This window comes from Dendrosporobacter quercicolus, assembly GCF_900104455.1.
Taxonomy (GTDB): domain Bacteria; phylum Bacillota; class Negativicutes; order DSM-1736; family Dendrosporobacteraceae; genus Dendrosporobacter; species Dendrosporobacter quercicolus.
Window position 1 is genome coordinate 59,850 of sequence record NZ_FNHB01000002.1, and the last position, 18,795, is coordinate 78,644.

An 18,795-nucleotide genomic window follows, 5' to 3' on the forward strand; every position below is an offset into this window, starting at 1 on the left:
TATGGATGCCATTGGATTGATTAATTTATACGCTGTCCAGGAGCCACTGCTTGACCTGACCCAGAACCGTCCGCTGGCGGCTGTGCCCTTTGCCGGCCGGTACCGGCTGATTGATTTTACCTTGTCCAATATGGTCAATGCCGGTATTGGCGGTATTGGTATTTTGGTACAGCACAAATACCGGTCGCTCATGGATCATCTGCGCTCAGGCAAAGAGTGGGATTTGGCCCGCAAGCGCGATGGGCTGACTATCCTGCCGCCGGCTTATGCCAATCAGCCCGGCGATCGGCAGCTAGGCGATATTGACAATTTTAAGACAAATTTGGATTATATTTTGCGCAGCAATCATAAATATACCGTATTGGCTGAAACCGGTATGGTCTGCAATATCGATTTGAAAGCGGTGCTGGCGGCTCATCAAGCCAGCCGGGCCGATATTACGGCAGTATATTGTGAACAGGATGAAAACTTCGGTGACGGATACCGAACGCTGCTGACGCTCGATAATAACAGCAGGATTACTGATATGCGAATAAGCAGCCGCTGGCAGGCAGGTCAGCTGGCAACCGGGATATATATCCTGGAACGGCAGTTGCTGGTTGATCTAATTGAGAATGGAGCGGCGCGCGGCAAGTATGATTTCCTTAAACATTGCCTGATTAAAAATTTAACCAGCCTGAAGATTTGCGGTTACCGGCATTATGGTTACAAGGCGATGATCAATTCGGTACAAAGCTATTTTACGTGCAGCATGGATTTATTAAAGCCTGAGGTATGGAAGGAACTGTTTTTTCAGCCAGGCTTAATATATACCAAGATTAAAGACGAACCGCCGGCTAAATATAAGGCGGGCGCAAGGGTAGTCAACTCCCTGGTGGCCAATGGATGCTATATAGAAGGAACGGTCGAAAATAGTATTTTATTCCGGGGAGTTAAGGTCGCGTCAGGCGTAAAGCTCCAAAACTGTGTGATTATGCAGAAAGGCCAAATTGGGGCAGGCTCAGTGTTGAATAATGTGATTTGCGACAAGGATGTACAGGTGATGGCCGGGCGCAGTTTAAGCGGAGCGCCGAATTATCCCATGATAATAAAGAAAGGTATGGTGATCTAAAGATGGTTAAGGTACTGTTTGTTGCCGCCGAAGCCGTTCCCTTTGCGAAGACCGGGGGATTGGCCGATGTTGCCGGTTCACTGCCCAAGCAACTAAGAAATCAAGGGGCTGATGTCAGGGTAATTATGCCCAAGTACAGCAGCATACCCGCCCAGTACAGGGAGCAGCTGACGCTGAAGCACAGAACAACTGTGACGGTGGGCTGGCGTCAGCAGTACTGCGGAGTTGAGGCACTGGAGCATGAGGGCGTCCCGATTTATTTCATTGACAATGAAGCTTATTTTAAACGTTCCGGGCTGTATGGTTACTATGACGACGCTGAACGGTTCGCCTATTTTTGCCGGGCGGTGCTGGAGGTATTGCCCCACCTGGATTTTATACCCGATGTCATCCATTGCAACGACTGGCATACCGGAATGGTCAGCGTATTGTTAAATGCCCACTACCGGCATGACCCTCAATATCAACATGTCCGCACCATCTTCACCATTCATAATCTGCGTTACCAGGGGGTCTTCGCCAAAGAAATACTGCCGGATTTATTAGGCCTGGACTGGGAATATTTTAACACGGACTGCCTGGAGTTTTACGATCAGGTCAGCTTTATGAAGGGCGGTATTGTGTTTTCGGACGTGATTACAACAGTCAGCAAGACTTATGCTGAGGAAGTACAGTATGAATATTTCGGCGAAAAGCTGGAAGGACTGCTCCGTAAGCGCCGGGCCGATCTTGTGGGCATTGTTAACGGCATTGATTATGATGTGTACAATCCGGCCACGGACAGCCATCTTGCGGCCAGGTATGACGCCGGTTCAGTGAACCAAAAATATGAAAATAAGGTAAAGCTGCAGGAGCAGCTTGGACTGCCGGTAAAGCGCGGGACGCCGCTGCTGGCCATTATTTCGCGGTTGGTGGCGCCTAAAGGGCTTGATCTCATTGCCCACATTTTAGACGAACTAATCACCGGCGAGGATATTCAACTGGTGGTGCTGGGTACCGGAGAAGCCCGCTATGAAAGCATGTTTCAACAGGCGGCCTGGAAATATCCTCACAAGGTTTCGGCCAATATTCATTTTAGCGAAGCGCTGGCGCATCAATTATACGCCGCAGCCGATATTTTTCTGATGCCGTCGCAATATGAACCATGCGGTATCGGCCAGCTCATTGCTCTGCGCTACGGTGCGCTGCCAGTCGTCCGGGAAACCGGCGGGCTTAAGGACACTGTTCAGCCTTACAACAAGTATACCGGGCTTGGCAACGGCTTTTCCTTTACCAATTATAACGCGCATGACTTGCTGTTTACCGTGAAAAAGGCTTTAGGCCTATATTATGACAAACCGGTTTGGATGAAAATTGTTCAAAACGCCATGCAGACAGATTACAGCTGGCGGCAGTCGGCTCAGCAGTATCATTCCATTTACCGCCGGCTGCGCAGTAACGGGGGCTAGGGCTCGCATTCTAATCACGGTACTAGGGGCTGAATGCCAGGGAGGTGCGCAATGAATCAAAGCTGGTTGTTTCACAATTCCCATTCACTGGATTTTCGCAGTCCGTTTGGCGCGGTTTGCTGTGACAGTCAAATCAGGCTTAAACTGCAGGTATTGGCCCCCGGCCGTCCGGAATCGGTCACACTAAGGCTATGGGAAGATGATGCAGGGGAGCAGAAAGTCGTGATGAGACCGGCGTCAGCCGGTCTGCCGAATACAGTATATCAGACGAAAATTACCGCACCCCGGTCAGGCGGAATCCTGTGGTATTACTTTATTGTCGTCGTTGGCGGTCAAACTTTCTATTATGGCAACAATCGCGCTCAGCTGGGCGGGGCGGGAGAAATCTATCATTATCCGCCGCCTTCGTTTCAAATTACCGTTTACAGGCAGGGCACGGTTACGCCGGCCTGGTTTAAAGAGGCGGTGATGTATCAAATTTTTCCCGACCGGTTTTGCAACGGCCTGACCGGCCAGCAGCCGCCGGCCTTGAAAAAGGAAAGTGTGGTCCACTCCCACTGGAGTAATACGCCTTATTATATCCGGGATGTCGATACCAAGGAAATTGTTGCGTATGACTTTTTCGGCGGCAACTTAGCCGGAATTATAGCTAAGCTTCCGTATTTAGCGGAACTGGGAATCAACGTTATTTATCTCAATCCGGTATTTGAAGCAGCCAGCAATCACCGCTACGATACCGGTGATTATCATAAAATTGATCCCCTGCTTGGCGATAATGAATTGTTTGCCGAGCTTTGCGCCAGTGCCGGGAAACTGGGAATCGCCGTCCTTTTGGATGGCGTATTCAGCCATACCGGCAGTGACAGCCGCTACTTTAACAAGTATGGCAATTACCCCGGCCCGGGCGCATATCAGTCGGTCCAATCGCCGTTTTATCCCTGGTACCGGTTTACCGAGTTTCCGGATAAATATGAAAGCTGGTGGGGCATTGATACTTTACCGAACGTCGAGGAGAATGAGCCGTCCTATACCGACTTTATCATCAATGATGAAAATAGCGTATTGCACTACTGGCTGAAGCGGGGCATCAAAGGCTGGCGGCTGGATGTTGTTGACGAACTGCCGGAGAAGTTTGTCCAGGGTTTCGCTAAAGCCATGAAGGCGGCTGATCCGGATGCAGTGCTTATCGGCGAGGTATGGGAAGACGCTTCCCATAAAGTGAGCTATGGGGTACTGAGAAAATATTTATGCGGCGATGAGCTGGATTCGGTAATGAATTATCCTTTCCGGCAGATCCTGCTTGATTTCATGCTGGGCAGGACGGATGCCCGGATGACGCAGCGGTTGCTGATGAGCCTTTACGAAAACTATCCCCGGCAGCACTTTTATGCCCTGATGAACCTTTTGGGCAGCCATGATGTTGAGCGGGTGCTTACTTTGCTGGGTGAAGCGCCCGCCTCCGAGAGCCTGTCCATCACTCAACAGGCCAGGAGCCGGCTGACTGAGGCGCAGCGCATTCTGGCGGTGAAAAGACTGAAATTGCTGGTGGTCTGGCAAATGACTTTCCCCGGGGTTCCCTGCGTATATTACGGCGACGAGGCCGGGCTGGAAGGTTACAAAGATCCGTTCAACCGCCGTACTTATCCGTGGGGCGGGGAAGACCGGGAACTGCTGGAGTGGCATCAGCGCTTAATTGCGCTGCGCCACCGTTATCCGGTATTTAAGACCGGCGAATGGCTGCCGTTATATGCTGAAGGCGATATTTACGGGTATGTCCGGCAGATTATCAATGGCCGGGACTGCTTTGGGGAGGAACGCGCAGACAATACGGCCCTGATCCTTATCAACCGCAATAAAGAGGTGGGAGCGGAGCTAATCCTGAATGTCCGCGGGGTATGCCGGGGCCTGCTGCGGGACTTGCTCAGCGGCCGGGAGATCACCGTACGGCAGGGCAGCCTTGCCGTCGAGCTGGCGCCACTGGAGGCTAAGCTGTTGTTGCAGGTGGAACAAAGTACGCTGCCCCGGCAGTGCGGTCTGTTGTGCCACCCAACCTCCCTGCCTTCCAAATATGGTATCGGCGACATGGGTAAAGAGGCTTACGAATTTGTTAATTTTTTATATAAAAGTAAACAAAAGCTGTGGCAGGTACTGCCGCTAAATCCTGTAGGGTATGGGGAGTCACCCTATCAGGGGCTGTCGGCGTTTGCCGGCAATCATTTATTAATTTCGCTGGGCAAGCTTGTGGCCGAAGGCTTATTGAGTGCGGCTGATGTTAAGACGCCGCAGGTTTTTGCTGAGGATAAGGTGGAGTTTGCGGCTGTAGCTGCGTTTAAAGAACAGTGCCTGCGCCGCGCTTTCGCTAACTTCAAACAGCAAAGCATACCCGGTGATTACCGGGATTTCGCTGCCGGTCAAGCCAGCTGGCTGGATGATTACGCCTTGTTTATGGCCATCAAACAGCAGCTGGGGGGGCTGCCCTGGACAGAGTGGCCGGCGGAAATTGCCGCCAGGCGGCCGGAGGCCTTGATGGAATACCGGCAATTATTGCAGGAGGAAATAGCTTATCAGCTGTTTATTCAATATGTTTTCTTTAAACAGTGGCTGGCGTTAAAACGCTATGCCAACCAATGGGGCATACAAATCATTGGCGATATGCCGATCTTTGTCGCCCATGACAGTGCCGACGTATGGGCAAACCAGCACTTATTCCAGCTGGATCGAACCGGCCTGCCGCAAATGGTCGCCGGTGTGCCGCCGGACTATTTCAGCGAGACCGGCCAGCTGTGGGGCAATCCCCAGTACCATTGGCCGGAAATGGCCAGAGAAAACTACCGTTGGTGGCGGGACCGCTTTACGGTGCTGCTGCAGCTTGTTGACATTATTCGCGTGGATCACTTCCGGGGTTTTGAAGCTTACTGGGAAATCCCGGCTGGTGAACAAACGGCGGTGAACGGCCGCTGGGTCAAAGGGCCGGGCAGCAATTTTTTTGCCAGCCTGGAGCAGCAATTGGGCAAGCTGCCGATTATTGCTGAAGATTTGGGCCTAATTACGCCGGAAGTGGAAGATTTGAAAAATGAGTTTCATTATCCGGGAATGAAAGTGCTGCATTTTGCGCTTGTCTGTGATGAGAGCGGGTGCTGTGCGCCGTTTATTTGTGAAAAAAACAGTGTTGTCTATACCGGCACGCACGATAATGATACGACTTTGGGCTGGTATAAAACGGAGGTCGGCGCGGATGCCGATTACGCTGCGTGTATCAATCAAATGCTGCATTTAGAAAACACCGGCCCGGAAGAAATTTGCTGGAATATGATTGATTTCGCTTATGCCAGCAACGCCAACACGGTAATTATCCCGCTGCAGGATGCGCTGTGCCTGGACAGTGACGCCCGCATGAATATACCGGGAACGGTTGGCGGCAACTGGCAATGGCGCTGCCGCAAGGAATATTTAACGCCCGGGCTGGCTGCCCGCCTGGCTGCTTTAGCCGGGCGGCACAAAAGATAATCCGCTGCTGGTTTTAGCCACAAGCTTACTTGACGTCTGCGTTTTAAGTGCAAGCTAAAGGGCCTGTCGCAAAACGTTTTTTAAGAATGTCAGGCAGAAGGCCCGGTGCGGGAGCGCATTTAAGTGCTGCTTTCGCGCACTTATTTTACCGGGTGATAACCAAAGGCGATTTACTGCAATTGATCCATCCGCAATTTACCTATAACGCCAAGCTTGGCTGGCTGATTTTTGTCCTGCTGGTTATTGTGCAAACAATCCGGCTGGTGGATGATATGGCAACGCCTGGCTGTAATGCTCAAAAACACGTTTTCGCAGGCTGTTTCTATTATATTTTTATTGGCGCCCTTGCCATTTGTTTTCTCATACCGGCCGGGGAGAACGCCCCAAAGCGGCCTGCAGTTGTCAATATCAATGATACAAACCATATCCGGCTGATTACCGCCATATACGAGGACACAGACCGGTTTATTGACAGTGAAGTCAGCTTAAAAGGCTTTGTGTTTCGGCCTGATGGTCTCCAGGCCAATCAATTCATGGTGGTGCGGTTTGAAATTTTCTGCTGCGCCGCCGATGCAATGCCTAGCGGCTTAATTGTCGAAGCGCCTGACAGCCTTGCTGTATAAAAATGACACCTGGGTAGAAGTGCAAGGGACAATCCGGCAAGGGCGCTATGGGGGTGTTGCTGTACCCCTGCTGCAGGCAACTAAAGTAAGGAATATCGAACCTCTGTCTGACCCTTATGTTTATACGGGCGACCTCGTTGGGCCGCCCTGGGATGACGAGCGGCATGGTGAGTAAATGCCGCCGGACCAATTCCCCTTGCAGACCGGAGACTGTCTTCAACGACCGTCTTTTTTTGTTTGTTTTATGGAAAGAAGAATCATAAGAGAACTTGCTGATTTGCAGAGGAATGGATGGTTGAGCTAATTAGGATGCTTTAGACTATAAACAGCAAATGTATATTTAATGTGTTGCCATTATATATACATTTGCTTTACGGTTTGAATACAGTATGATATTATAATCATACGAATAGTGAGGTGATTATGTTGGCCAGAACTGCAAGTCTGAATATCCGGATTGACCCTGAAACCAAGCGGAGCGCGGAACAGCTTTTTTCGGCGTTTGGGATTACGCTAACCGACGCGGTGACCATGTTCTTACGCCAATCCATTATCACCGGCGGCCTGCCATTTGAATTGAAGCTGCCGCAGTATAACGCCGAAATGCTTGCCGCCATGGCGGAAGCAAATAAACTGGCAAAAAGCGGAATGGGTTTTGATACAGCCCAAAAACTACTGGGAAAATTGAAAGCTTGACGTTTAATTGCAATTTTACGAACCGGTTTGCGAAAGATTACGGCTGGCCGCATACGAAATCATGCCTGCAGTGTGGGTGACGGATCAAGAGTGCAGCCCTTCATTAAAAAAGGAGGGCTGCGTTTTTCATTCTGCTATGTTTATATGCTCCAGGCGGGTAAACGTAAAGTAACCTGTGCTGTCAATGTCGGCTATATAGTACTCTGGTGTGCCAATGCCGTTAAGTAATAAAAAATATCTGTGTTTTTCGCCATCATATAGCATCTTTAATTCAAAACCCGGCAGTTCAATGCAGTTTACTATTTCGTCGTTTATCTTAAATGTCAGCAAGTTAATCCCTCCTTATTACACATTTTATCACCATTATTTTGTAGTTGGTATTATTTTGTAGCCATAAGTATTAAAAAGTATAAATAATATTTATTTTTTAGCAAATTAACACTATTTTTGACGTATAAAATACTAATTAATGCGTCAAAACAATTTTTTTAGGCATTTAAAGTTATGATAAAAACTACTACTATTTTATAGGAGGATAAGCACCATATGGATGATATAAGATATACTTTACGCTTGAATAAAATCCTTTATAGGAAATTTCAACATATTGCCGATGATAATTTCCGTACTGTAAACAAAGAACTAGAAAAACTCATTACGTCCCATATTGCCGCTTATGAAAAAGATCATGGAGAAATCAAACTCTCGGATGAACATTGAATAACTGTTTTTGTAAGGACAATAAATAGTACATGTACTATTTATAATATATGTATTAATGATAATTCGTAACTTATCATTAAGCAAGGGGTTTGTTGTATGATAAGTTATGAAGTTTTTTGGCGCACGTTACACCGTGAAGGGGTAACAACGTACATGCTGCGCGAGAAGCATAATATCAGTCCGAATACCTTGACCCGTATGCGGAAGGGTGAGTATTTGAGCCTGCGAACGATTGAGGATTTATGTCGAATATTAAATTGTAAAATACAGGATATTGTAGAGTACATCCCGGATAAAGAATAAGCCGGCCTGATGCAAGCTGTGAAAGAGCTGAATTGGCCGGAAAACCAGGGGATTTTTATGGCTGAATATGAATGAATAGGCTGAAAAATGCACCTTACGCTTTGCGTAAAGTGCATTTTTTTCTTCGAGTCTATGTTTATTCAGGCTTTACAGGGCTGCCCGGAAGAGATTTTCCATTTCCGGCTGACTGGCTTTGCGGGGGTTGCTGAGACTGCAGACGTCCCGCAAAGCATTGGCTGCCAATGCCGGAATGTCTTGCACGTCAAACCCTTTGATTTCCCTCAGACCTGCGGGGATGCCGATATCCCGGGAGAGGGCGGTGATTTGGGTCAGCAGAGCCTGGATGGATTGGGACTGCTGCTGTTTAAACGTTTCAATGCCAAAGGCCTGGGCGATGTCAACAAACTTTTGGGGGACTGTTTCAGCATTGAAGGCCGATACCGCGGGCAGCATCAGGGCATTGCACAGACCATGCGGCAGGTTATAATACCCGCCCAACTGGTGGGCCGTTGAATGAACATAACCCAGATTGGCATTGTTAAAGGCAATGCCGGCAAGATAAGCGGCATAAATCATTCCTTCTCTGGCGGCAATGTCTTTTCCGCTGCTTACTGCCTGACGCAGATGCCTGGCAATCAGTTCGACCGCTTTCAAGGCTTTGCAGTCGGTTACCGGTGTTGCATCGGTTGAAACATAAGCTTCGATGGCATGGGTAAGCGCATCCATGCCGGTAGTCGCCGTCATCGCCGGGGGCAAGTCCAGCATCAGGGCGGCGTCATTCACGGCAATGCAGGGCGTAATATGCCAATCGGATATGGTCATTTTAATTTTTCGTTCCTCGTCGGTGATAACACAATACCGGGTGAGTTCACTGCCGGTTCCGGCAGTTGTATTGACGGCAATAAGGGTGGCGGAAGGCTTGCTCATTTTATTCAGGCCTTCATAATCCTGAATATGGCCGCCATTGGAGGCCAACAGGGCAATGGCCTTAGCGCAGTCGTGAGGGGAGCCGCCGCCAAAGGAAATTAAGAAGTCGCAGCCGTTATCCCGGTAGATTTTCAAGCCCTGCCGGACGTTTTGGGTGGTTGGGTTTGGCTTGACTTCGTCATGAAAGATGTAAAAAAGGCCGAGGCTGTCCAAAACACTGGTTAAATGCATAATGAGCGGGCTATTGCTGAGAAAATGATCAGTAACAATCAGCGCTTTTCTAAAACGCATTGGTTTTATGTATTCGGCTAATTTGGCTAAACAGCCGGTTCCGATTAAGCTAATAGGAGTCATGAAAAATTCATGTACACGCCGCTCCAATATTCTCACCTCTTAGTTAATAATATATCTTATCCTAACAGGTTTATGCAGCGGCGACAACGGGCAGCCGCCAACAGGGCAATGTTGCCCTATATAAAGGCTGAATTCTTAAATAAAAACCGGCTAGCCGTCCATGATGATTAAAATGGGGGTATCTGCCAATGCCCGGGCATTGGCAGATACCCCTTTTAGCATGGACTAGTTTATTGCAGGCGAAACTGTTGGACCATTGCCTGTAGTTTTTGCGCCATCTCCGCCAGGTTTTGGCTGGCTGAGGCGACTTCCTCCATTGACGCCGACTGCTCCTGGGTGGCGGCGGAAACCGTTTCAGCCTCGGCTGCCGTATGGGTGCTTAATTGATCAATCGTTTTCATTGAAGTGACGATTTCCTGACTTTCCTTATTTACCTGTTCCATGGCGGTGGAAATTCCGGCGACTTGTTCGGAAATCTCGGCGATTAGCCCGGCAATTTGCCGGTAGGAATCACCGGCGGCAGTGACCACTTTAGCGCCTAAGCTGACCTCGTGCGTACCGTTGTCCATCGCCGAAATCGCTGTTGTCGTGTCTTGCTGGATTTGCCCGACCAGCTCGGCGATTTGTTTGGCGGCTGTCTGGGACTGCTCGGCTAATTTGCGGACTTCGTCGGCCACCACGGCAAAGCCGCGCCCCTGTTCGCCCGCCCGTGCCGCCTCAATGGCGGCATTTAACGCCAACAGGTTTGTCTGTCCGGCAATTCCGGAGATGGTGTCGACAATCTGGCCGATCTCTTTTGATCTTTCGCCAAGCACGGAAATTAGCTGAGCGGAGGTATTGACCGTCTGCTCAATCAGTTCCATCTGATGAACAGCCTGGGCAATCGACAGATTGCTGTCTTTGGCTTTTTCGGCAGATTCTCCGGATTTGGCTACGGCGTTGTGGGCATAGGCGGTTACCCGGTTAATATTGACCGAGATATTGTCGATGCTGTTTGCCGTTTGCTCCACAGTCCGCAGCTGCACCTCGGCTCCCTGGGCTATTTCGGTGATTGAGCCGGCCACCTGATTGGCGGCCTGGGCCGATTCATGCGAACTGGCCGTTAATTGCTCGGTGGAAGCGGCGAGCTGCTCGGCGCTGGTATGTACCTGCAGGATTAAGCTGCGTAGACTGGCCACCATTGAGTTGAACCCTGCAGCCAGTCCGGCAATTTCGTCCTGACCGCTGACCGTGGCCTGTACGGTAAGATCCCCGGCAGCTACCTGGTTGACCTGATCCAGCAGGGTTTCAACCGGTTTGGTTATTCTTTTTACCAGCAGGGTAGTGACCGATATTACCACAACAATGGATAGGAGGATAATTCCAGCAAATAGTAATTTTAGCTTGGACAGCGGCTGATAGACAACGTCCGCAGGGACGGTCAGAGCCAGAGTCCACCCTGTTGAAGGAACTTTTTGATAGACGATCAGGGAGTCCTGGTGCTGATCCGTATAACCGGTAAAACCCTGATCTTCACTGAGTATTTGCTTGAGTACCGGAGCCAGAGCTTTCAGCTTGTCGGCCTCGAAAACATTTTTGGCGAGCAGCTCCTGATCAGGATGAGCCAGGATGGCGCCGGTGGAATCCAGCAAATAGGCGTAACCTGAACCATGCAGGTTGATGGTTTTGATATCGTCCAGCAGTGTTTGCAGCAAAATATCTCCGCCAATAGCGCCCTGAAACTGGCCGGCTGCGTCTTTAACCGGCATTGCGATCGTCAGCGCCATCTGCTGTGTTATGGAATCCTGGTAGGGGTTGGTGAAAATCAGCCTGTTTTGGGTTTCGGCCGCTTTATACCAGGGGCGGGTCCGGGGATCATAATCGGCCGGGGCATCCCATTTGCCGGCAATCATCCGACCGGCGGCTGAACCAAAATACATTTCCGAAAAGTCTTTATCGACAAACTGGTAGCCAGCCAGCGCTGGCTTGGTAATTTGATGAGTGCTGTCTGTACTTTGAATTGTGCCAAGCGTAATTTCCAACATTTTGGCCTTGGTTATAAGCCAGCCATCCAGTGTGTTGACATGGGAATTGAGAATTGCAGTCAATTCCTGCTGAATACCGGACTGCAGCTGCTGTCTAGCAAAGGTATAGCCGGTTATTGTGGCCGCGGCCAGAGCAACAAGCGTCAGCAACGAAATGATCAGTGTCAGCTTAGCTCTTAATTTCAAACATATCATCCTTTCCTGTAATATCTTTTTTTATGTTTACAGCGTCCACAGGCCTTTTTGCGCGCAACGTCAGGCGAAAAGGAATGCCAAAGCAGAGCAATGGAGCGACTGGGATTTTATGTAAATTTTTCTGATAAAAACTAGCTTTAGAGAATCAACGTTACTAAATATACCCTGTTCTTCCTGCAAATTCCTGCCGCGCAACGAAGAAATCCGTGGATGGCGCACACCTAAAAAAGCGATGGCACACACTGTACTTTGACAATGTGTACCATCGGAATAACTGCAAATTCTGCTGTTGTTGCTCTATCTGTAGAAATCGTCAATAATCTGGCAGCCTTTTTTAATGAAAGCTTCGTCCGAATAAGCCGACCGGTCCAGGGTTCCAGCCTCAATCGCTTTGAAGGTTTCCGCTTCCTTCTGTTGCTTGGCCTTGGCCTTCGCGGCAATTACCGCCGCATCCTGCGGCCGGATCACCACGATGCCGTCCGCATCGCCGGCGAGGATATCGCCCGGATTGACAACGACTCCGCCGATGCTGACCGGCACATTAATCTCACCGGGCCCGTCCTTATAGGGGCCTTGCGGGGTTACGGCGGCGGCATAAATCGGCATTGACATTTCCCGCAGCGCGCCAATATCACGAACAGCGCCGTCGATGACAATGCCCCCCAGCCCTTTCTTCAACGCCTGGCGCATCATAATTTCACCGGTAACCGAATTTACAGTATCTCCCTGTACATCAACGACAATGATGTCGCCCGGCTCGGCTAAATCCAGGGCCTTATGAAACAGCATGTTATCGCCGATACGCGCTTTTACCGTGAAAGCCGGACCTAAAAGCAGCGCCTTGTTGACCGCCTTAATCCGGGCAGCCACACAACTAAAGCGATTCATCTCATCCGCGATATTGGCTACCGGCAATCCTGCAAAAGCGTCTATTAATTCCCTGCCGGGTCGGTTGACCTTTTTAAAAATCCTAAATCCTACGTTTGACATGTTCCTCTCTCCTTTTATTGGCCCTGCGACAGAGCCATATTATTTATGCTTGGAAAAGTAGCGGGCATTCACAAAATCACCGGGCCGCAGGCTTTCCCCCCGGCTGATTTTAACAATATTTTCAATGCAGCGCTGCACCATGCTGACATTGATATCAAACGTACTTCCGCCCATATGCGGCGTGAGCACGACATTGTTCAGGCCCAGCAGCGGATTGCCGGCTGCCAGCGGTTCCCGCTCCACGACGTCAAGCCCCGCCCCCAGAATGCGCCCGTCCTGCAGCGCTGTGACCAAATCAGCTTCTTTAATAATTTCGCCTCTTGCCGTATTGACAATGATGGCCGTCGGTTTCATCAGCTCAATCGTCTGCCTGCAGATGAGATGTCTGGTTTTTTCGGTTAACGGCAGGTGCAGGCTGATAATGTCCGATGTTTTCAGCAATTCTTCAAGTGTCGCATAGCGGACCTTCCATTTAGCTTCCTCGTCCGCGGATAAGCGAAACGGATCATAATACTGTACGGTAGCGCCAAAAGCGTTGACTTTTTGTACCACCTGCCTGCCAATAGCCCCCAGACCAATCAGTCCGACCGTTTTTCCTTCTATAACATAGGAAGAACTGGCAATCCCGCTCTCGCCCCGCCATTTTCCGGCCAGAACATTATTGTGCAGTAAAGGTAATTTACGATAAACCGCCAGCATGAGCAGCACCGCCAGCTCAGAAACCGAGGGCGCATTCATGCCGGACGTAACGGCCACAGGAATATTCCTGGCTCCCGCCGCCTTAATGTCCACCGAATCATACCCAACGCCCCAGCGCTGAATAAGCTTCAGACCGGGAATGAACTGAATCGCCGCTTCTTTTAGGTGGAGCGTCCGTAAAATAATATAGTGGACATCAGCAAGTTGATCATACTCGCTCTCGGCTGTAATTTCTTTAATGACAAACTCATTGGGAATGGTTTGTAACAACCGTTCCTTGATCGCAGGATCATACGGTCCTACTAATGCAACTTTTTCCATCTAGGAGACCTCCGCAGTACAATTTAAGAATGTAAATACCGTGCAGGACGCGCCTGCAAAAACAACGCTTGGGCTTTGCTTCTCACAGCGGCACCAAGCCCATCAATAACACCACAAGCAACATGACAAGTGACGAACCGTTGGCCCATAACAGCGCAAACTTTTGAAATTCACCATAATTAACCCCTGTCAGATTGACCAGCAAATATGTCGAAGCCACCATCGGACTGAGAAGATGCGCCGGCTGCCCGACCAAGAGCGCCCGCCCGATCTCCGCCGGAGTGATGCCGTAAACGGCGGCCGTTTTGACGATGACCGGCATAATTCCGAAATAAACAGCGTCATTGGTTAAGAAAAAAGTCAGCGGCAGGCTGGCCAGGGCGGATACAACCCCCAGGTGTGAGCCGATTTCCGGCGGGATAATGGCAATCAACAACTGGGCCATGTTATCAATCATTTTGGTGCCGGCCATAATGCCGGTCAGCGTGCCGGCCGCGAGCAGCATGGCGACGACCGAAATGATGTCCTGGCCGCGGGAACTGATGCAGGCCTGCTGTTCTTTGACATCCGGATAATTGACGGCCAAACCTACCGCCGTTCCAATCAGAAACAACACGGCCAGCGGCATCACATCCGTGATCAGGCCGATCAGCAGCAAGAGGGTGAGCGCCGCATTAAACCAAAATAACCGGGGCCGTTTCAATTTTTCATCCCCCATGGATATCTTGCCGGCAAGTTCATGGGCGGACACCGCCGCCGTCAAAGAGTAGCCCAGCCGGCTGCGCTCTTTGCGGCCAAAATAGTAGGCCACAAATAACGACCAAATGACCGCCGCCGCCATCGCCGGAATTAACGGCAGGAAGATATCGCCCGGCTCCAGATGCAGGATACTCATCACCCGCGCCGTAGGGCCTCCCCAGGGCAGCAGATTGGTTACGCTGGCCGGCATCAGCGCGACAGTCGCCGCCATCAGCGGGTTGATTTTAAAATGCCGGATGATGGGCAGCATCGCGGTACAGGTTACCATATAAGTAGTGGTGCCGTCGCCGTCCAGTGAAACACAAAAGGCCAAAATGCTGGTGCCCATAAGGATACGTACCGGATCCCCTTTTGTGGCCTTCTGGATGGTTTCAACCAAACGGTCAAATAAACCGGCGTCAATCATGACGCCAAAAAACATAATAGCAAAGATATTCATGATCGCAATGGGGGCAATCTTTTTAAGACCATCCAAAATCATTGGCCCCAGATCGGCGCCAAAGCCCAAAGCAATCGCAAAGCAGAGCGGAATAAGCACAAGTCCCACCAACGCGGTGCTTTTTTTCGTCATCACCACATACATGAACACGAAAATCATGACAAAACCCACGATAGCCAATGTAAACATGAAAAACCCTCCTTAAAGCAATCTTACAAACACGACCTGCCCCCAATTTTTTCACCTCCGTCATGGGGGTTGTCCTTGGTTTGAATTAAACCGAACTTTCATCTTAAGTAATAAGCATATTGTGTGCCAACTTTGCCTGAAGAAAAAACAAAAGCGTTATTAGTGCCTGCAGACATTGGTTTTAAAGGACATAATCTTTTTTTACGGTCAATTGAAAATTTTTTAACTATTGTGTTTATTTGCTGTATTCTGATACACTAATATAGCAGCATGCTTCATGTTGCTATATTTTGCTGCGGAGTGATTGCTGTGTCCAATATTTTGTTTTTACTTTCCGATGATGCGATGGTTCATTATACGCGGCAGGTGCTGGCTCCCGGTCACTCTGATATCGAGCTGGAAGTAGCGTTTTTTTTAAAAGCCGTTGAGCTTTTGCCCAACCGTATTGCCCAGGGCTTGGAAATTGTAGCGGCCAGGGCCGGAACCGCCCTGGCCATTAAACAGGCTCAGCTCAACATTGCGGTTGTGGAAATTCCCATTACCAGTTTTGACATTATTCGGGTCATCACTGAGGGCCGTTTACAGGGGAAAAACATCGCCATTGTTACTTATTCCAATATGATTCTGGGGATTGACTCGCTGACGGAAATCTTAGACGTAACCATCCGTCAATACGTATTGCAATATGGACAAAGTTTTGAAGAAGCGGTATTGGCCGCCTGCCGCAACGGCGCGGAAGTGATTTTAGGCGGCGGGAGAGTGGTCGAGGCAGCCAATCGCCACCAATTGCCCTGTGCATTGATTAAGATTGGCAAGGAAAGTCTGCTGCAGGCGGCCAGGGAAGCCAAGCAAATCCAGCAGGCTCTGGAAATTGAGGCGGCCAAGCGCGGGTTTTTCAGTACAATCATGGATTATGCCTATGACGGCATTGTCACAATTGATCAGGAGCACACGATTACCGCCTTTAACCCGGCCGCCCAAAAAATCATTAAAATTAATAAAACCAAAGCCCTGGGGCAGCCGGTTGAAAAAATTATTCCTCAACTTCATTTGGAAAGAGTAGCCGCCCGGCGGCAGGATGACGTCCATCGCATGATAGACGTCAATGGCGCCAGAATCATGTGCAATAAAGTGCCGATCGTGGTAAACGGTAAATCCTTCGGTGCAGTGGCGACCTTTCAGGATATCAGCAAGATTCAGCAGATGGAGGCCATCATCCGCCAGGAAATCTATGCCCGCGGCCATATTGCCCGCTTTACCTTCGATGATATCATTGGCCGGAGCGGGGCAATTACCGACGCTATCGAAACAGCCAAGGATTTTGCCGCAACCAATTTCAGCATTTTGATCCTGGGCGAAACCGGTACCGGCAAGGAAGTTTTTGCCCAAAGCATTCATAATGGGAGCAAGCGCTGCCGCGGCCCTTTTGTCGCCATCAACTGCGCGGCATTGCCGGCGCATATTCTGGAAAGTGAACTGTTCGGATATGTCGGCGGCGCTTTCACCGGCGCCAATAAGGAAGGAAAACCGGGCCTTTTCGAGATTGCCCACGGCGGCACGATTTTTCTGGATGAAATTGCTGAGATGGATTATGTAAATCAAGGGCGTTTACTCCGCGTTCTGCAGGAAAAAACCGTAGTCCGTCTTGGCAGCCACAGGGTATTGCCGATTGACGTGCGGATTATTGCCGCCACGAACAAGGATTTAGAAAGTTTTATCACTGATAATAAATTCCGGGACGATTTATACTACCGGCTGAATGTGCTTAGCCTTGAACTGCCGCCGTTGCGTATCCGCAGTGAGGATATCCGCTTGTACGCCAAAACCTTTCTGCACGAGTTTTCCGACGGCGCCGTTCGCAACTTCACTTTTACCGCCGATGCCCTGGAGTTTTTTGCGGAATATTCCTGGCCGGGAAATATCCGTGAGCTCAGCAATCTGATGCAGCGCATTACGGCAACCGCCAAAACTGCTGTCATTGACAGGACTTTCTTAACCAGGATACTCAAAACAAGAAGGGGCGCTTCCCCGCCTGCGGCCGCCAGAGAAAGCCGCGTGGAAAGAGAGATTAAGGCTGCCCTGGCGCAAACGAAAGGAAACTATTCCGCAGCAGCCAAACTGCTGGGCATCCATCGCATGACTTTGCGCCGAAGGATGCTGAAGTTAAACATCAATGACTATTAACGCCTGCCCCAGGCCAGCGGGCCGCTGCAATCCCCAAGCCCTCCAAAGCACAAGCATAGCCGGGAGCTGTTTTTTGGTGCAGGATGGTTTTGGCAGGCGGATGCAAATCGCTGCGCCTGAATTTTAATAGCCAATTGCAGGATAATATTGCCGAATCGCAATTTCCAGAAGGATAGCGGCCGGCCATAATCAAAATAGTATTGGAAGCTTACGCTAGGACGGTGTCTGATATGCTGAAAAATCTTTATAGCGATTTTATTACTGCTTTTCAGTTTCTAACACGCATTCAGGTCCAAAATCCTCCGGCCTGGGCGCCTGGGGCTTTTGGACGCAGTGTTAAATTTTTTCCCTTAATTGGCGGGATTATTGGCCTTATTCTGGCGGCAATTGCTTATGGCGCCCATTTTTATGCACCGGGGAACGCTCCGGTGCATGTGCTGGCAGCAGTTTTGATTATTGTTGAAATTATGATTACCGGGGCTTTGCATTGCGATGGTTTAATGGATACGGCTGACGGAATATTTTCAGGCCGGTCGAGAGAACGGATGCTGGAAATTATGAAGGACAGCCGGATTGGCGCTTTTGGCGCCATTAGCTTTTTCCTGCTGGTACTGCTGAAGTATTCTCTGTTGGTCGATCTACCGTCTGGACGCTTAATTCCGGCCTTGTTTGTCATGCCTGTTACGGCTCGCATGACCGTTGTTGCAGCCATTGCTCTCTTTCCTTATGCCCGGGCGGAGGGGCTGGGAAAGAGTTTCGCAGGAGGAACCGGCAGCTATACGGTTTGGATTGCCGGCTTATTGACGCTGGTGCTGGTCGCGCCCTTTGGACTTACCGGCCTGTGGCCGGCGGTCGCCGGCTTTACTTTCGGGCTGCTTGCAGCCCGGTATGTAGCCAACCGTCTGGGCGGTATGACCGGTGATGTTTACGGCGCAGTTCTGGAACTGAGCGAAGTTGCCGTGCTGGTTGCGTTTTGCCTGTAATGATAGCAAAATATTTACTTTACGCTTCAACATTTTGCGAACCTGTAATTTTCGGTAGGAAATGTTATAATGAAGTAGAAGTAGACGAATGAAACAGTTAAATAATTATTGCCACCAAACAGGTGCCTCTCCAGGGGAGAGGAGAATAGGGAAGGCGGAAGGGTTAGTCTAATCCTTAAACGCTGCGGTCGCGCCACTGTAATCGGGGAGGACCTCTGCCAAATGCCACCGGCGCAGCCGGGAAGGCGCAGAGGCCGCTGATCCGTAAGCCAGGAGACCTGCCTGTATCGGCTGACATCTGCCTCCGCGCAAGAGGTATT

General features: G+C 50.0%; 16 protein-coding genes and 1 riboswitch. Of the genes, 10 read left to right on the forward strand and 6 right to left on the reverse strand.

Annotated elements, in window-relative coordinates; translation table 11 throughout:
* Nucleotide 1: 1 nt before the first annotated feature.
* From glgD to BLR06_RS06365, 6 genes are all read left to right on the forward strand, one after another.
* Nucleotides 2-1,111, forward strand: coding sequence for a glucose-1-phosphate adenylyltransferase subunit GlgD (glgD, locus tag BLR06_RS06345; RefSeq protein WP_092070095.1), 1,110 nt, complete (start codon nucleotides 2-4; stop codon nucleotides 1,109-1,111).
* Nucleotides 1,112-1,113: 2 nt separating this feature from the next.
* Nucleotides 1,114-2,559, forward strand: a complete 1,446-nt coding sequence (glgA, locus tag BLR06_RS06350) for a glycogen synthase GlgA (RefSeq protein WP_092070098.1) — start codon at nucleotides 1,114-1,116, stop codon at nucleotides 2,557-2,559.
* Between the two features lie 51 nt (nucleotides 2,560-2,610).
* Nucleotides 2,611-6,066 (forward strand): bifunctional glycogen debranching protein GlgX/4-alpha-glucanotransferase, encoded by a 3,456-nt coding sequence (locus tag BLR06_RS06355; protein ID WP_092070101.1) that lies wholly within the window; start codon nucleotides 2,611-2,613, stop codon nucleotides 6,064-6,066.
* An 86-nt stretch (nucleotides 6,067-6,152) separates the two neighbouring features.
* Nucleotides 6,153-6,689 carry a TIGR03943 family putative permease subunit gene (locus BLR06_RS06360; protein WP_092070104.1) on the forward strand — a complete coding sequence of 179 codons (537 nt, stop codon included), beginning with the start codon at nucleotides 6,153-6,155 and terminating at the stop codon, nucleotides 6,687-6,689.
* A 19-nt stretch (nucleotides 6,690-6,708) separates the two neighbouring features.
* Nucleotides 6,709-6,864 carry a hypothetical protein gene (locus tag BLR06_RS20350; RefSeq protein WP_422699877.1) on the forward strand — a complete coding sequence of 52 codons (156 nt, stop codon included), beginning with the start codon at nucleotides 6,709-6,711 and terminating at the stop codon, nucleotides 6,862-6,864.
* 248 nt (nucleotides 6,865-7,112) lie between these two features.
* Nucleotides 7,113-7,385 (forward strand): type II toxin-antitoxin system RelB/DinJ family antitoxin, encoded by a 273-nt coding sequence (locus BLR06_RS06365; RefSeq protein ID WP_217636853.1) that lies wholly within the window; start codon nucleotides 7,113-7,115, stop codon nucleotides 7,383-7,385.
* 126 nt (nucleotides 7,386-7,511) lie between these two features.
* On the opposite strand, the gene BLR06_RS06370 is transcribed toward BLR06_RS06365, so the two are convergent.
* Nucleotides 7,512-7,715, reverse strand: coding sequence for a hypothetical protein (locus BLR06_RS06370; RefSeq protein ID WP_092070107.1), 204 nt, complete (start codon nucleotides 7,713-7,715; stop codon nucleotides 7,512-7,514).
* Nucleotides 7,716-7,931: 216 nt separating this feature from the next.
* On the opposite strand from BLR06_RS06370, the gene BLR06_RS06375 reads away from it, so the two are divergent.
* Together BLR06_RS06375 and BLR06_RS06380 are read left to right on the forward strand one after the other, a co-directional pair.
* Nucleotides 7,932-8,105: a TraY domain-containing protein gene (locus BLR06_RS06375; protein WP_092070109.1), complete on the forward strand. Its 174-nt coding sequence runs from the start codon at nucleotides 7,932-7,934 to the stop codon at nucleotides 8,103-8,105.
* Between the two features lie 99 nt (nucleotides 8,106-8,204).
* Nucleotides 8,205-8,411: a helix-turn-helix domain-containing protein gene (locus tag BLR06_RS06380; protein WP_092070112.1), complete on the forward strand. Its 207-nt coding sequence runs from the start codon at nucleotides 8,205-8,207 to the stop codon at nucleotides 8,409-8,411.
* A gap of 147 nt (nucleotides 8,412-8,558) precedes the next feature.
* Here the strand turns inward: BLR06_RS06380 and BLR06_RS06385 are convergent, their stop codons facing one another.
* The 5 genes from BLR06_RS06385 to BLR06_RS06405 all read right to left on the reverse strand — a co-directional run bounded on the left by BLR06_RS06385 (nucleotide 8,559) and on the right by BLR06_RS06405 (nucleotide 15,308).
* Nucleotides 8,559-9,719: an iron-containing alcohol dehydrogenase gene (locus BLR06_RS06385; protein WP_092070115.1), complete on the reverse strand. Its 1,161-nt coding sequence runs from the start codon at nucleotides 9,717-9,719 to the stop codon at nucleotides 8,559-8,561.
* Between the two features lie 203 nt (nucleotides 9,720-9,922).
* Complete coding sequence (locus BLR06_RS06390) at nucleotides 9,923-11,902, reverse strand: methyl-accepting chemotaxis protein (RefSeq protein WP_173812788.1); 1,980 nt, start codon at nucleotides 11,900-11,902, stop codon at nucleotides 9,923-9,925.
* A gap of 306 nt (nucleotides 11,903-12,208) precedes the next feature.
* Nucleotides 12,209-12,901 (reverse strand): RraA family protein, encoded by a 693-nt coding sequence (locus BLR06_RS06395; RefSeq protein WP_092070121.1) that lies wholly within the window; start codon nucleotides 12,899-12,901, stop codon nucleotides 12,209-12,211.
* A gap of 39 nt (nucleotides 12,902-12,940) precedes the next feature.
* Nucleotides 12,941-13,921 (reverse strand): 2-hydroxyacid dehydrogenase, encoded by a 981-nt coding sequence (locus tag BLR06_RS06400; protein ID WP_092070124.1) that lies wholly within the window; start codon nucleotides 13,919-13,921, stop codon nucleotides 12,941-12,943.
* An 82-nt stretch (nucleotides 13,922-14,003) separates the two neighbouring features.
* A complete protein-coding gene (locus BLR06_RS06405; protein WP_092070127.1) occupies nucleotides 14,004-15,308 on the reverse strand; it encodes a CitMHS family transporter in 1,305 nt (434 codons plus the stop codon).
* Nucleotides 15,309-15,617: 309 nt separating this feature from the next.
* Here BLR06_RS06405 and BLR06_RS06410 point away from each other — a divergent pair, with 309 nt between their 5' ends.
* Together BLR06_RS06410 and cobS are read left to right on the forward strand one after the other, a co-directional pair.
* The gene (locus tag BLR06_RS06410) at nucleotides 15,618-17,492 is read left to right on the forward strand and encodes a sigma 54-interacting transcriptional regulator (RefSeq protein ID WP_173812790.1); all 1,875 of its coding nucleotides are present in this window, start codon (nucleotides 15,618-15,620) and stop codon (nucleotides 17,490-17,492) included.
* Between the two features lie 230 nt (nucleotides 17,493-17,722).
* Nucleotides 17,723-18,475, forward strand: a complete 753-nt coding sequence (gene cobS / locus BLR06_RS06420) for an adenosylcobinamide-GDP ribazoletransferase (protein WP_092070136.1) — start codon at nucleotides 17,723-17,725, stop codon at nucleotides 18,473-18,475.
* Nucleotides 18,476-18,578: 103 nt separating this feature from the next.
* Nucleotides 18,579-18,775, forward strand: a riboswitch (cobalamin riboswitch).
* Nucleotides 18,776-18,795 lie beyond the last annotated feature (20 nt).

Coding starts and splice junctions, on each gene's coding strand:
- glgD (WP_092070095.1), top strand. CDS start 2: ATGGATGCCATTGGATTGATTAATTTATACGCTGTCCAGGAGCCACTG.
- glgA (WP_092070098.1), top strand. CDS start 1,114: ATGGTTAAGGTACTGTTTGTTGCCGCCGAAGCCGTTCCCTTTGCGAAG.
- BLR06_RS06355 (WP_092070101.1), top strand. CDS start 2,611: ATGAATCAAAGCTGGTTGTTTCACAATTCCCATTCACTGGATTTTCGC.
- BLR06_RS06360 (WP_092070104.1), top strand. CDS start 6,153: ATGTCAGGCAGAAGGCCCGGTGCGGGAGCGCATTTAAGTGCTGCTTTC.
- BLR06_RS06365 (WP_217636853.1), top strand. CDS start 7,113: ATGTTGGCCAGAACTGCAAGTCTGAATATCCGGATTGACCCTGAAACC.
- BLR06_RS06375 (WP_092070109.1), top strand. CDS start 7,932: ATGGATGATATAAGATATACTTTACGCTTGAATAAAATCCTTTATAGG.
- BLR06_RS06380 (WP_092070112.1), top strand. CDS start 8,205: ATGATAAGTTATGAAGTTTTTTGGCGCACGTTACACCGTGAAGGGGTA.
- BLR06_RS06395 (WP_092070121.1), bottom strand. CDS start 12,901: ATGTCAAACGTAGGATTTAGGATTTTTAAAAAGGTCAACCGACCCGGC.
- BLR06_RS06400 (WP_092070124.1), bottom strand. CDS start 13,921: ATGGAAAAAGTTGCATTAGTAGGACCGTATGATCCTGCGATCAAGGAA.
- BLR06_RS06405 (WP_092070127.1), bottom strand. CDS start 15,308: ATGTTTACATTGGCTATCGTGGGTTTTGTCATGATTTTCGTGTTCATG.
- cobS (WP_092070136.1), top strand. CDS start 17,723: ATGCTGAAAAATCTTTATAGCGATTTTATTACTGCTTTTCAGTTTCTA.